This window comes from Streptomyces sp. NPDC058470 (assembly GCF_042721055.1).
Taxonomy (GTDB): Bacteria; Actinomycetota; Actinomycetes; order Streptomycetales; family Streptomycetaceae; genus Streptomyces.
In genome coordinates this window covers 13,512-26,022 of the sequence record NZ_JBHXMF010000038.1, presented here as the reverse complement: position 1 = coordinate 26,022, position 12,511 = coordinate 13,512, and the positions used below count along the sequence as shown (strand labels likewise).

Sequence of the window (12,511 nt, the reverse complement as noted above, 5' to 3'; positions counted from 1 at the left end):
CCGCTCCACACGGCGGCGACCGGCGGCCCGTGTCACGCCACCGGTTCCTTGGACGTCACCACGTGATAGGCCATCTCCGCGAGCTGCGCCTGGCCGTTCTTGCTCGGGTGGAACCAGTCCCAGTGGCTCAACTGATCGGTCCCGAAGCGGTAGTCGAAGACTGCACCGCCGTCGAAGCGGCAGTACTTGTCCTTCGCGCAGACCTCCTCCAGAACCCTGTTGTACGCCTCCACGCGGTCCTGCACCGTGTCGCGCCGCAGCGTCGCCGCCGCGGTGAGGGAGTCCGCGTCCTCCAGCATCGAGGGGCAGATGCCCAGCTTCCAGATCTGCTTGCCGACCGGGTTGCTGCGACCCTCGGACCAGAGCCGCTTCAGGTCCGGCACGCTCGACACGTACACCTGGGTCTTGGGCAGCGTGGCGCGCAGCGTGCCGAGCGCGTCCTCGAAATCGGCCTGGAACTCGGCGACGGATGTCATCGCCGAGACGGACGCGCGGCAGGCGTCGTTGGCGCCCGCCATCACCGCCACCAGCTCCGGCTTCTCCGTGACGGCCTGCGCCATCTGCCCGGGCAGATCCGCCATCCGCGCCCCGGTCACCGCGTAGTTCCAACTGTGCTCCGCCGCCCCGGCCGTCCCCAGCAGCCGTACGGCGAGACTGTTGACCTCCTTGTCGCTGCCGGTCGCCCAGGACGCCTCGGGGCAGTCCGACAGCACGGCGCACGCGTCGAAGCCGCGCGTGATGGAGTCGCCGATCGCGGCCACGGACTCGGGGCTGCGGTCCCAGGCGGGCGTGGGCTTCGGGGACGGCCTGCCATTGGCCGTGGTGCCCTCCGGTGCCGAGGAGTTGCCACCGGAGGCGTCGCAACCGGCAATGCCCAGCAGGGCCGCCGCCGCGACGGCGAGGACGGCCCGCGAACGGTGGCTACGGTTCCGCATCCACTGGTCCCCTCGATCGTTGTGCAGGGTCGGTCACTACCCCGACGGACACGGTCGGTCAACACCGCGTCCCCTTGGGTGAAACCTCAATGTTTCTGCGCGCTGGGACCGACGGTACGTCACACTCCTGACGCCGCCGCACGGTAGCCTCGCCACGTGGCAGCCCCGCCACCGCCGTCCCGCTAAGTTACAAGATGCGTCGCTCTGTCCGGAGGCCCCAGTGACGACACGTGGAGTTCTCTACGTGCACTCCGCGCCCCGCGCGCTGTGCCCGCACGTCGAGTGGGCCGTCGCGGGGGTGCTCGGCACCCGCGTCAACCTCGACTGGATCCGGCAGCCCGCCTCGCCGGGCACCTGGAGATCAGAGTTCTCCTGGAAGGGCGAGGTCTCCGCCGCCTCCAAGCTCGCCTCCGCACTGCGCGGCTGGCAGATGCTGCGCTTCGAGGTCACCGCCGAGCCGTGCCCCACGGCCGAGGGCGAGCGCTACAGCTGCACCCCCGAGCTGGGCATCTACCACGCCGTCACCGGAATCCACGGCGACATCCTGATCCCCGAGGACCGCCTCCGCGCCGCGCTCCTGCGCTCCCAGCGGGGCGAGACCGACCTCGAGGCCGAACTCGCCAAGCTCCTCGGCAAGCCCTGGGACGACGAACTGGAGCCCTTCCGGTACGCGGGCGAGGGCGCCCCGGTGCGCTGGCTCCACCAGGTCGTCTGAGCAGTTCCCCTCAACCGCACACGAAGGGCCCCCACCACACGGCGGGGGCCCTTCACGTACGTAACGAAAACAGCGGGAACTAGACCGTCCGGAACGCAAGCACCACGTTGTGCCCACCGAACCCGAACGAGTCGTTCAGCGCGGCGATCCGCCCCGAGACGGGCAACTTCCGCGCCTCACCGCGAACAACGTCGGCGGCAGCCTCCGCCTCGGGGTCGAGGTTCTCGACGTTGATGGTCGGCGGAGCCACCCGGTGGTACAGGGCGAGCACGGAGGCGACCGACTCCACGCCGCCCGCGCCTCCGAGGAGGTGACCGGTCATCGACTTGGTGCCGGAGACCGCCATGTGGTCGGCGTCGTCGCCGAAGACCTTGCGCAGCGCCTTCAGTTCGGCGACATCGCCGGCCGGGGTCGAGGTGGCGTGCGCGTTCACGTGCACGATCTCGGCCGGGTCCAGGTCGGTGTTGTCGAGCAGGTTCTGCAGTGCGTGCGCGATGCCGCGGCCCTCGGGCTCCGGCTGCACGATGTCGTGGGCGTCGGAGGAGATGCCCTGGCCGACCGCCTCCGCGTAGACGCGGACGCCGCGCCTGGCGGCGTGCTCGGCCGACTCCAGGACCAGGACGCCCGCGCCCTCACCGAGGACGAAGCCGTCGCGCGCGATGTCGTAGGGGCGCGAGGCGCCCTGCGGGTCGTCGTTGTTCTTGGACATCGCCATCATGTTGCCGAACGCGGCGATGGGCAGCGGGTGGATGGCCGCCTCCGTACCACCGGCGATGACGACGTCGGCGCGGCCGGTACGGATCATCTCGATCGCGTAGCCGATGGCCTCGGCGCCCGACGCACAGGCGGAGACCGGGGTGTGCACACCGGCGCGGGCGCCGACGAGCAGACCGACGTTGGCGGACGGGCCGTTCGGCATCAGCATCGGGACGGTGTGCGGGGAGACGCGGCGTACGCCCTTCTCCTTCAGCACGTCGTACTGGTCGAGGAGGGTGGTGACGCCGCCGATGCCGGAGGCGATGACCGCGCCGAGCCGGTCGGGGTCGACGCTCTTGTCCTCGCCCGCCTTGTCGGTGAAACCGGCGTCGGCCCACGCCTCCTTGGCCGCGATCAGCGCGAACTGCGCCGAGCGGTCCAGTCGGCGGGCCTGCGGGCGCGGGATGACCTCACTCGGCTCCACGGCGATCTGCGCGGCGATACGGACCGCCTGCTCGGCGGCCCAGTCCTGCTCCAGGGCGCGGACGCCGGAACGTCCGGCGACCAGGCCCTCCCAGGTTGAGGCTGCGTCGCCACCCAGCGGTGTGGTTGCGCCGATACCGGTGACGACCACGGTGCGATTGGTCGGGATCACGGGAATTCTTTCTCCAACGGATACGAGGATTCAGCGGCGCCACCGCCGGGTGGCGGGGCAGTCAGCCCAGGGATCGGGCAGTCAGCCCAAAGTTGACCGGAAGGATCAGCCCTGGTTCTTGAGGATGTAGCTCGTCGCGTCGCCGACGGTCTTGAGGTTCTTGACGTCGTCGTCCGGGATCTTCACGTCGAAGCGCTCTTCGGCGGCGACGACGACCTCGACCATGGACAGCGAGTCGACGTCCAGGTCGTCGGTGAAGGACTTGTCCAGCTGGACGTCCTCGGTGGGGATCCCGGCGATCTCGTTCACGATCTCGGCGAGACCTTCGACGATCTCTTCCTGAGTGGCGGCCATGTCAGGCGCTCCTTCGGTATGTATCCAGAGGGGGTGGCGGTACTCCGTCCGGAGAGATCCGGACGGTGTGCCTAGGGGAGGGTAACGACCGTGGCGGCGTACACGAGACCCGCCCCGAAGCCGATGACGAGCGCGGTGTCGCCGCTCTTCGCCTCGCCGGTCGCCAGAAGCCGCTCCATCGCGAGCGGAATCGAGGCGGCCGACGTGTTGCCGGTGGTGCGTACGTCGCGGGCGACCGTGACGTGCTCCGGCAGTTTCAGTGTCTTCACCATCGAGTCGATGATCCGCTCGTTGGCCTGGTGAGGGATGAAGACGTCCAGGTCTGCCGAGGTGATCCCGGCCGCGTCCAGCGCCTGCTGAGCGACCTTCGCCATCTCGTAGACGGCCCAGCGGAACACCGCCTGGCCCTCCTGCGTGATGGCGGGGAACTTGATCTCGCCCTTGGAGTCGAGCGGCAGCTGGGACACGTCACCGATCCGGAAACGGTCCCACGGCACGGTCTGCTTGATCGTGCCGGACTTGTCGCCCTCGCTGCCCCAGATCGTCGGGCCGATGTGCGGCTCGTCGGAGGGGCCCACGACGACCGCTCCCGCGCCGTCGCCGAAGAGGAAGGCCGTCGCGCGGTCCTCCAGGTCGGTGAGGTCGGAGAGACGCTCGACGCCGATGACAAGGACGTACTCCGCGGAGCCCTCGACGACGATGCCCTTGGCGAGGGTCAGGCCGTAGCCGAAGCCCGCGCAGCCGGCCGAGATGTCGAAGGCGGCGGCCTTGTTGGTGCCGAGCTTGTCGGCGATCTCGGTGGCGATGGCAGGGGTCTGGCTGAAGTGCGACACGGTGGCGACGACGACCGCGCCGATCTGCTCGACACTGATCCCGGCGTCGGCGATCGCCTTGCCGGACGCCTCGATGGACATCGCGGCGACGGTCTCCTCGTCGTTCGCCCAGTGCCGGGTCTCGATGCCGGAGCGCGAACGGATCCACTCGTCGGACGAGTCGATCGTCTCGAGAATCACCTCGTTGGGCACGACCCGCACGGGACGGTAGCCGCCCACGCCGAGGATGCGCGCGTACGGGGCGCCCTTGCTGGGCTTGATCTTCGACATGCTCTCAAGCTCCTTGTCAGGCACTGTGCTCGGCGATGAGCTCGCGAGCCGCGTCGAGGTCGTCGGGGGTCTTCAGCGCCAGCGTCCGCACGCCGGGCAGGGCGCGCTTGGCCAGACCGGTCAGGGTGCCGCCGGGGCACACCTCGAGCAGCGCGGTCACGCCGAGCTCCTTGAAGGTCTCCATGCACAGGTCCCAGCGGACCGGGCTGGCGACCTGGCCGACCAGCCGGGCGACGACCTCGTCACCGGTGGCCACGGCCTTGCCGTCGTTGTTCGAGACGTACCTGAACTTCGGGTCCGCGGGAGTCAGCTCCTCGGCGGCCTTGGCCAGCGCGTCGACGGCGGGTGCCATGTGGCGCGTGTGGAAGGCACCGGCGACCTTCAGCGCGATGACCTTGCGTACGCCCTCGGGCTTGTTCTCGGCGAGCTCGGCGAGCTGCTCCAGCGTGCCGGCGGCCACGATCTGGCCCGCGCCGTTCACGTTCGCCGCCGTCAGGCCGACCTTCTCCAGATGCACAACCGTCGTCTCGGAGTCGCCGCCCAGCAGGGCGGACATCCCGGTCCGTGTGATGGCGGCGGCCTCGGCCATTGCCAGGCCCCGCTTGCGCACGAGCCGGAGCGCGGCCGTGTCGTCCAGCACTCCCGCCAGCGTGGCGGCGGTGATCTCACCAACGCTGTGGCCCGCGACGGCACCCGGGGTCACCTCGCCCAGCGCGGCGGCGGACAGCAGTCCGGCCGCGACGAGCAGCGGCTGCGCCACGGCCGTGTCACGGATCGCGTCCGCGTCGGCCTGGGTCCCGTAGTGGGCAAGGTCGAGCCCAATGGCGTCCGACCAGCCGGCGAGGCGGTCGGCCGCGCCGGGGAGGTCGAGCCAAGGAGTCAGGAAGCCGGGCGTCTGGGCACCCTGGCCGGGAGCGACGAGTACGAGCACTCTCACACTCTCTCTTGTGGACGGCCAGGACCGCCCGTGGGGACAGGGACGAAGAACACGAAGCGGAATTGTAGGGCCCCGACAAAAGCCTAGGTTTGTGGATCTCCGCCCGCCAAACGCCCCAGGATCAGTGCGATGCGCAGCGTGAACGCGGAGCGTACATCCGAAGGCGACCAACCGGTGACGTCAGTCACACGTCGGAGCCGGTAGCGCACGGTGTTGGGGTGGACGAAGAGCATCCGGGCCGCGCCTTCGAGACTGCTCGCCTGTTCCAGATAGACGGCGAGTGTCTCCAGGAGCGCGGAGCCGGCCTCCTCCAGCGGTCTGTAGATCTCCTCCACCAGCTGGTCGCGAGCGGCGGGGTCACCGGCGATCGCGCGCTCCGGCAGCAGATCGTCCGCGAGTACCGGCCGTGGCGCGTCCTGCCAGGCGAAACACGCCTTCAGCCCGGCGGCGGCGGCCTGCGCGGAGCGGGTGGCGGCGAGCAGGTCGGGCACGACGGGCCCCGCGACGACGGCGCCGGCCGCATAAGGCCCGATCAGCGACTTGGCGACGGCGAGCGGGTTGTCGCTGCCGCCCGCGATGACGACAAGGCGGTCCCCGAGCACTCCGGTCAGCACCTGGAGCTTGGCGTGCCGGGCGGCCCGCCGGATCGCCTCGACCGTCAGCTCGCTGTCACCGTCGGGCGCCGTACCCAGCACCACGCAGACATGTTCGGGTGAGTTCCAGCCCAGCGCCGAGGCCCGGCTGACAGCGCCCTCGTCGGCCTCGCCGGACAGCACCGCGTTCACGACGAGCGATTCGAGGCGGGCGTCCCAGGCCCCCCGCGCCTCCGCCGCCTGGGCGTACACCTGGGCGGTCGCGAAGGCGATCTCGCGGGCGTAGACGAGGAGCGCCTCACGGAGCACGGACTCGTCCCCGGGCGCCGCGACCTCGTCGATCGCGCTCTCCATCACCTCGATCGTGGTCCGCACCATCTCGACGGTCTGACGCAGGGTGATCGCCCTGGTCAGTTCGCGCGGCGCGGTCCCGAACACATCGGTGGAGATGGCCTGCGGGGCGTCCGGGTGCCGGAACCACTCGGTGAAGGCGGCGATTCCGGCCTGGGCGACCAGACCGATCCAGGAACGGTTCTCCGGGGGCATCGCCCGGTACCACGGCAGCGTCTCGTCCATCCGCGCGATGGCCTGCGCGGCGAGACTTCCGGACGACTTCTCCAGCCGCTTCAGGGTTGCCGCATGTGCGCGGACGTCGAGCGGGGGGCGTGCGGTGTTGCTGGTTTCGGGTTCGGGCACGGGACAAGACTGCCTTATCCGGACGGAGGTGTGCGGCGGCGGGTCGCGAGTAACGGGCTGGGGTGCAATAGGGAGTGGGTCAAGGAGCGGCGTCCGGTGCGGTCGATCGCAAGGCGCCGGAAGGTCCTCGTACCGGAGCTACCAGGACATTTCGGCAACGCCGCGAGCGGCCGTGCAGGGCGCCGCGACGCCGCTCCCTATTGCACCCCAGGTCGTAAGCGCCGGGAGAACGCGGGGGCGGGGCTACGGTGGGGCTGTGATGGATGTCCGCCGCGCCGACGAGCGCTACAGCGGAGGGGGCCCGGCGACCGGGATCTCCTCGCTCCACGCCTTCTCCTTCGGCCCCCACTACGAGCCGGACAACCTCCGCTTCGGCGCCGTGATCGCCTGCAACGAGGAGCGGCTCGCCCCCGGCGCCGGCTTCGACGAGCACCCGCACAGCCATACCGAGATCGTCACGTGGGTGGTGGAGGGCGAGCTGACCCACCGCGACTCCACCGGCCACGAGTCGGTGGTCCGCCCCGGTGACGTGCAGCGCCTCAGCGCCGGGGGCGGCGTCCGCCACGTGGAGCGCAACGACGGCACGGAGCCGCTGACCTTCGTCCAGATGTGGCTGGCCCCGCTGGAGCCCGGCGGCGAGCCCGCCTACGAGATCGTCCACGGCATCGCGGACTCCACGCCGTACGCCGTCCCGGAGGCGGGCGCCATGCTCCATGTACGCCGCCTGACGGCGGGGGAGCGGACGGCGATTCCGGACGCGGCGTACGCGTACGTCCATGTCGTACGCGGTGAAGTGCGCTTGGACGGCGAGGAGTTGGGTCCCGGCGACGCGGCCCGCATCACCGACGCGAAGGACCTGGAGGCGGTGGCGGGGTCTCCGGCGGAGCTACTGGTGTGGGAGATGACGGCATGACGGTGGCCCGGCCGCCGGACGACCGGGCGCAACCGTCGGACGACGGGGCTCAGCCGGACGTGGGCTCCTCCGCGTTCCGCCACACCGTGATGTCCACCGACACGTAGTCGCTGGGGTCGCCGCTCGGGGCCGAGCCCTGGAAGGTGATCAGGCCGATGTGGCCGGACGCGGTGTGGACGCACATCTGGGTGCCCTTGGAGAGCTGGCCGAGGGTGACCGTCTCCGCGTACCGGGTCTCGGCGCGGCAGGTTTTGAGGGAGCCCTTCACCGAGTTGTTCAGCAGGACGATTTTGTCGCTGCTGCTGCCCACGTGCTTGTCGTTGAGGGTGTCGAACGTGGAGTAGTAGAAGTCCCCGTCGTCCTCGTACGCACCGCCCACGTCGCTGGTGACCGGCCTGGGCGGCGAGTCGGCGAAGCGCACGTAGTAGTTGCCGGGGATGTTGATGCCCTTGTAGGTGGCCGGCTTGGGGTCGGGGAGCGGCGCGGAGCCGCTGGAGTCCGAGCTTGAGCTGGTGCCGGAGGCGGAGTCGTCCTTCGTGCCGTCCATGTTGCCGAGGAGCGAGACACAGCCGCCGACCACCAGCACGAGCACCCCCGCGATGATCGCGAGGACCTTGCCCGCATTGCTCTTGGGCGGCGGGAGGGGCTGGGGGTACGGATACGGGTACTTCTGGGCCGGCGGCTGCGGCTGCCAGGTGTTCTGCGGCGGGTACGGCGCCGTGGGGTGCGTGGGGTGTGTCTGGTGCGCGGGTTGCTGTACGTACGGCGGCGGGGTGGGCGGAGGCGTCGGGACGTGGGCCGCGTGCACCGTGTGCGCGGCCGGGTCGACGCCCGGAGCGCTCAGCTGGGTGACCGGAGCGGTCGGCGGAGGCACCGCGTCGGCCGGAGTGGTCGGTGTCGCCGGGGCGTCTGCGCGGGCCGCGAGGAGCTCCGCCGATGCGGAGACCCGCCGGGTGATCTGCTCGCCGATCGGGTCGGGCAGCCAGGACCCGGACTGGCGCAGCGGGGTGGGCGAGGCCTCCTGGCACAGGGCGATGACGTCGGCCGGTGAGGGCCGGTCGGCCGGATTCTTGGCCAGCAGGCGGGTGATGAACCGGAGTTCGTCCGGGAGGCCGGTGAGGTCCGGATCCTCGTGGACGATGCGGTACAGCACGGCGTGCGAGGGCCCGTCCCCGTACGCGGAACTGCCCCGTGCCGCGTACGCGGCGACCTGACCGAGGGCGAAGATGTCCGACGCGGGGCTGAGCTCACCCCGCCCCGAGGCCTGCTCCGGTGACATGAAGGCCGGGGTACCGATGGAGACACCGGTGTTGGTCAGCGCGGTGGCGTCGGCGGCACGGGCGATACCGAAGTCGATGACCCGCGGGCCGTCGGCGGCGAGCAGCACGTTCGAGGGCTTCAGATCGCGGTGGACGATGCCCGCGCCGTGGATGACCGACAGGGCCTCCGCGACCCCCGCGATCAGCAGCAGGACCGTCGGCACCGGCAGCGGTCCGTGCTCGGTGACCGCCGAGGCCAGCGACGGGCCGGGTACGTAGGCGGTGGCCAGCCAGGGCTGGGTGGCGCTCTCGGTGTCGTGGTCGAGGACCGGCGCGGTGTAGAGGCCCTGGACGCGCTGGGCGGCCTGGACCTCCTGCTTGAACCTGCGGCGGAACTCGGGGTCCTCGCTCAGCTCAGGCCGGATCGTCTTCAGCGCGATCGGGTGCCCGCCCGGCGTGTACGTCAGGTACACCGTGCCCATGCCGCCCGCGCCGAGCCGTGCCGCGAGCCGGTAGCCCGCCACGACCGTCGGGTCGCCGACCTCCAACGGGCGGAAATGCCCGCCCGGTTGTGTCTCGCCCATTGTTCTCCCCCGAAATTTGTGAGGCATGTGTGCAGGGGGAGGCTAGTCGAACGGATCAATGCCCGTCTCAGGTGGAGCCTTCAACTCCAGCTTCGTTCACCGATTCTTGACGTCTTCGAGCACCGCGTCCGTGAACGGCGGCCACGCCTCGACGGCCCACGGCCCGAACCCCCGGTCGGTGAGGGCCACGCAGGCCACGCCCGCGTCGGGGTCGATCCACAGGAACGTACCCGCCTGCCCGAAATGACCGAAGGTCCGCGGTGAGGACGAACTCCCCGTCCAGTGGGGCGACTTGGAGTCGCGGATCTCGAAGCCGAGCCCCCAGTCGTTGGGGTTGCGGTGCCCGTACCCCGGCAGGACGCCCTTGGTGCCCGGGAACTGGACGGTCATCGCCTCCGCGACCGTACGAGGATCCAGGAGCCGCGGAGCCTGCACCTCGGCCGCGAAGCGCACCAGGTCGTCCACCGTGGACACCCCGTCCTTCGCGGGCGACCCGTCGAGTGTGGTCGACGCCATCCCCAGCGGATCCAGCACCGCCTGCCGCAGATACTCCCCGAACGGAATGTCGGTCGCCTTGGCGATGTGCTCCCCGAGCACCTCGAACCCGGCGTTGGAGTACAGCCGCCGCTCCCCGGGCACCGACGTCACCCGGTGCTCGTCGAAGGCGAGTCCGGAGGTGTGCGCGAGGAGATGACGAACGGTCGAGCCCTCGGGCCCGGCGGGTTCGTCGAGTTCGATAGCGCCTTCCTCGTACGCGACGAGGGCGGCGTAGGCGGCAAGCGGCTTGGTCACCGAGGCGAGCGCGAAGGGCCGCGCACCGGGCCCATGGCTCCCGAGCAGCGTGCCGTCCGCGCGGACGACGGCCGCCGCGGCGGTGGGAACGGGCCAGTTCTCGATCAACGCGAGGCTCTGCAGTGACATGTGGACGAGCCTAAGCGGCTCAGAGCCGGAGCCGCATCGAGGGGTCCGGCTTGCGCACGAAACCGAGCGAGGCGTACAGCGGCTCGCCTTCCGCGGAGGCGTTGAGGTCGACCTGGGGGACACCCCGTTCGCGGTACCAGTCGAGAAGTGCCTCCACGACGGCGCGGGCGTAGCCGCGGCGCCGCGCGTCCGGATCGGTGGCGACGCTGAAGACGTATCCGATCGCGCCCTGCGGATTGGCCCCGTTCCCGATGCGGTAGTCGATCGTCCCGGCGACGAGTGCCGCCAGCGCGTCCGGCCGGTCCGGATGGTCGATGACGAAGGCCGCGAAGTCCCCGTCGGGGTCGGCGAGCCTGCCCCGTACGGTGGGAAGCGATTCGGCGTGCCAGGTGCTGGGCGAGTCGGTGCCGAAGACCGAGTCGAGCATCACCTGGCGCAGACGCAGCACTTCCTCGGCGTCCTCGGGCACGGCACGGCGTACAAGAGTCATGATCCGCAACGTAGACACACCGAGCGGGCGACGTCACCGGATTTTCATGGTTCCGCTTGCTTGGAGTGCACTCCAGGGTTTTAGCGTGGAGGTCATGACGGTGATGGAGACCACGGCCGAGGCCGGTAGCAGTCCCGATCTGTGTGCCGCGCCCCCTGAGCGGGAGCTGCGGCGCCCGGACGGCCAGGACAACTACACGATCAGCGAGGTCGTCGCGTACACCGGCCTGACGGCGCACACCCTGCGCTGGTACGAGCGGATCGGGCTGATGCCGCACATCGACCGCTCGCACACCGGACAGCGCCGCTACACCAACCGCGACCTGGACTGGCTGGGCCTCGTCGGCAAGCTTCGGCTCACCGGAATGCCGGTCGCCGACATGGTGCGGTACGCGGAGCTGGTGCGTGCGGGCGACCACACCTACATCGAGCGCTACGAACTCCTGGAAGCGACCCGCAGGGACGTAAAGTCCCGGATCGCCGAGCTCCAGGACACCCTCGCGGTGCTCGACCGCAAAATCACTTTCTACGCGGACGCCGGGAGTGCCCTGGCGTCGGAGAGGTCCTGATGACGGACAGTAAGATCGCGAAGGTGGAGCTCGGTACCGGCGGCCCCGAGGTCGGGGTGCAGGGCCTGGGCTGCATGGGCATGAGCTTCGCGTACGGGCCCGCCGACGCCGACGGGTCGCGGGCCACCCTGGAGCGGGCGCTGGAGCTCGGCGTCACGCTCTACGACACCGCGGACGCCTATGGGGAGGGTGAGAACGAGAAGTTCCTCTCCCCGTTCTTCAAGGCTCACCGCGACGAACTCGTCATCGCGACGAAGTTCGCCATGACGATCCCGCCGGACGACCCGACCAAGCGGATCATCCGCAACGACGCGCCCTACATCCGGCAGGCCGTCGAGGCGAGCCTGCGACGGCTGGACGTCGATGTGATCGACCTCTACTACATGCACCGGCGTGACGTGAACATCCCGATCGAGGAGACCGTCGGGACCATGGCCGAGCTGGTGCGCGCGGGCAAGGTCAAGCATCTCGGGCTGAGCGAGGTGACGGGCGGGGAGCTGCGTGCGGCACAGGGCGTGCATCCGATCGCCGCCGTGCAGTCGGAGTGGTCGCTGTTCAGCCGTGACATCGAGGCCGGGGTGGTACCGGCGGCGCGTGAGCTGGGTGTGGCGCTCGTGCCGTACTCGCCGCTCGGGCGTGGGTTCCTCACGGGGTCCTTCGCGGACGCCGGGAAGGAGCTGGCGGCGGATGACTTCCGGCGTCGCCAGCCCCGCTTCAACGGGGACAACGCGGCCGCCAACGTCGCGCTCCTGGAGTCGGTACGCTCCGTCGCCGACGCGCATGGCGCCTCGCTCGGGCAGGTCGCGCTCGCCTGGGCACAGCAGCGGGCCGCCGTGTACGGGCTCGCCGTCGTCCCGATTCCCGGCACCACCAAGGCGAAGCGCGTCGAGGAGAACACGGCCGCCACCCGGATCGTCCTCAGCGAGGCCGAGCTGGGTCTGCTGGAGCCCATCGCCGCCAAGGTCGCGGGCGACCGCTACGCGGACATGAACTTTACGTCGGCGGGCCGGGAGTAGCGGGGGGCTGGGGTGGGGTGGGGTTTTTCGCCCCCCTCCGCCCCGTTTCAGCCCGTCCGGCGTTTGAGGACGAGCG

13 protein-coding genes are annotated in these 12,511 nt (G+C 70.4%); 4 read left to right on the top strand and 9 right to left on the bottom strand.

Annotated elements, in window-relative coordinates; all coding sequences use genetic code 11:
- Positions 1-32 precede the first annotated feature (32 nt).
- A complete protein-coding gene (locus ACFWP7_RS26285) occupies positions 33-935 on the bottom strand; it encodes an SGNH/GDSL hydrolase family protein (protein ID WP_384385575.1) in 903 nt (300 codons plus the stop codon).
- Between the two features lie 220 nt (positions 936-1,155).
- On the opposite strand from ACFWP7_RS26285, the gene ACFWP7_RS26280 reads away from it, so the two are divergent.
- Positions 1,156-1,650, top strand: a complete 495-nt coding sequence (locus ACFWP7_RS26280; protein ID WP_266826886.1) for a DUF3145 domain-containing protein — start codon at positions 1,156-1,158, stop codon at positions 1,648-1,650.
- Between the two features lie 79 nt (positions 1,651-1,729).
- On the opposite strand, the gene ACFWP7_RS26275 is transcribed toward ACFWP7_RS26280, so the two are convergent.
- The 5 genes from ACFWP7_RS26275 to ACFWP7_RS26255 all read right to left on the bottom strand — a co-directional run bounded on the left by ACFWP7_RS26275 (position 1,730) and on the right by ACFWP7_RS26255 (position 6,684).
- Positions 1,730-3,001 carry a beta-ketoacyl-[acyl-carrier-protein] synthase family protein gene (locus tag ACFWP7_RS26275; RefSeq protein ID WP_384385572.1) on the bottom strand — a complete coding sequence of 424 codons (1,272 nt, stop codon included), beginning with the start codon at positions 2,999-3,001 and terminating at the stop codon, positions 1,730-1,732.
- Positions 3,002-3,106: 105 nt separating this feature from the next.
- Positions 3,107-3,355, bottom strand: coding sequence for an acyl carrier protein (locus tag ACFWP7_RS26270; RefSeq protein ID WP_266463227.1), 249 nt, complete (start codon positions 3,353-3,355; stop codon positions 3,107-3,109).
- Between the two features lie 71 nt (positions 3,356-3,426).
- The gene (locus ACFWP7_RS26265; protein WP_384385568.1) at positions 3,427-4,458 is read right to left on the bottom strand and encodes a ketoacyl-ACP synthase III; all 1,032 of its coding nucleotides are present in this window, start codon (positions 4,456-4,458) and stop codon (positions 3,427-3,429) included.
- 16 nt (positions 4,459-4,474) lie between these two features.
- Positions 4,475-5,389, bottom strand: a complete 915-nt coding sequence (locus ACFWP7_RS26260; protein ID WP_384385566.1) for an ACP S-malonyltransferase — start codon at positions 5,387-5,389, stop codon at positions 4,475-4,477.
- 89 nt (positions 5,390-5,478) lie between these two features.
- A complete protein-coding gene (locus ACFWP7_RS26255) occupies positions 5,479-6,684 on the bottom strand; it encodes a PucR family transcriptional regulator (protein ID WP_384385563.1) in 1,206 nt (401 codons plus the stop codon).
- Positions 6,685-6,943: 259 nt separating this feature from the next.
- On the opposite strand from ACFWP7_RS26255, the gene ACFWP7_RS26250 reads away from it, so the two are divergent.
- A complete protein-coding gene (locus ACFWP7_RS26250; protein WP_384385742.1) occupies positions 6,944-7,597 on the top strand; it encodes a pirin family protein in 654 nt (217 codons plus the stop codon).
- A 49-nt stretch (positions 7,598-7,646) separates the two neighbouring features.
- Here the strand turns inward: ACFWP7_RS26250 and ACFWP7_RS26245 are convergent, their stop codons facing one another.
- The 3 genes from ACFWP7_RS26245 to ACFWP7_RS26235 all read right to left on the bottom strand — a co-directional run bounded on the left by ACFWP7_RS26245 (position 7,647) and on the right by ACFWP7_RS26235 (position 10,851).
- Positions 7,647-9,440 (bottom strand): protein kinase, encoded by a 1,794-nt coding sequence (locus tag ACFWP7_RS26245; protein ID WP_384385560.1) that lies wholly within the window; start codon positions 9,438-9,440, stop codon positions 7,647-7,649.
- A 96-nt stretch (positions 9,441-9,536) separates the two neighbouring features.
- Complete coding sequence (locus tag ACFWP7_RS26240) at positions 9,537-10,361, bottom strand: serine hydrolase domain-containing protein (protein ID WP_384385557.1); 825 nt, start codon at positions 10,359-10,361, stop codon at positions 9,537-9,539.
- A gap of 19 nt (positions 10,362-10,380) precedes the next feature.
- The gene (locus ACFWP7_RS26235; protein ID WP_384385554.1) at positions 10,381-10,851 is read right to left on the bottom strand and encodes a GNAT family N-acetyltransferase; all 471 of its coding nucleotides are present in this window, start codon (positions 10,849-10,851) and stop codon (positions 10,381-10,383) included.
- A gap of 94 nt (positions 10,852-10,945) precedes the next feature.
- Here ACFWP7_RS26235 and ACFWP7_RS26230 point away from each other — a divergent pair, with 94 nt between their 5' ends.
- Positions 10,946-11,419: a MerR family transcriptional regulator gene (locus ACFWP7_RS26230; protein ID WP_384385551.1), complete on the top strand. Its 474-nt coding sequence runs from the start codon at positions 10,946-10,948 to the stop codon at positions 11,417-11,419.
- Positions 11,419-12,435, top strand: a complete 1,017-nt coding sequence (locus ACFWP7_RS26225) for an aldo/keto reductase (RefSeq protein WP_384385548.1) — start codon at positions 11,419-11,421, stop codon at positions 12,433-12,435. Before ACFWP7_RS26230 ends, ACFWP7_RS26225 begins: the two co-directional genes overlap by 1 nt.
- Positions 12,436-12,511 lie beyond the last annotated feature (76 nt).

Bases quoted from the DNA above. Each gene is read 5' to 3' on its own strand.
- ACFWP7_RS26230 (WP_384385551.1), top strand. From the start codon at position 10,946: ATGACGGTGATGGAGACCACGGCCGAGGCCGGTAGCAGTCCCGATCTG.
- ACFWP7_RS26245 (WP_384385560.1), bottom strand. From the start codon at position 9,440: ATGGGCGAGACACAACCGGGCGGGCATTTCCGCCCGTTGGAGGTCGGC.
- ACFWP7_RS26235 (WP_384385554.1), bottom strand. From the start codon at position 10,851: ATGACTCTTGTACGCCGTGCCGTGCCCGAGGACGCCGAGGAAGTGCTG.
- ACFWP7_RS26285 (WP_384385575.1), bottom strand. From the start codon at position 935: ATGCGGAACCGTAGCCACCGTTCGCGGGCCGTCCTCGCCGTCGCGGCG.
- ACFWP7_RS26225 (WP_384385548.1), top strand. From the start codon at position 11,419: ATGACGGACAGTAAGATCGCGAAGGTGGAGCTCGGTACCGGCGGCCCC.
- ACFWP7_RS26265 (WP_384385568.1), bottom strand. From the start codon at position 4,458: ATGTCGAAGATCAAGCCCAGCAAGGGCGCCCCGTACGCGCGCATCCTC.
- ACFWP7_RS26270 (WP_266463227.1), bottom strand. From the start codon at position 3,355: ATGGCCGCCACTCAGGAAGAGATCGTCGAAGGTCTCGCCGAGATCGTG.
- ACFWP7_RS26240 (WP_384385557.1), bottom strand. From the start codon at position 10,361: ATGTCACTGCAGAGCCTCGCGTTGATCGAGAACTGGCCCGTTCCCACC.
- ACFWP7_RS26250 (WP_384385742.1), top strand. From the start codon at position 6,944: ATGGATGTCCGCCGCGCCGACGAGCGCTACAGCGGAGGGGGCCCGGCG.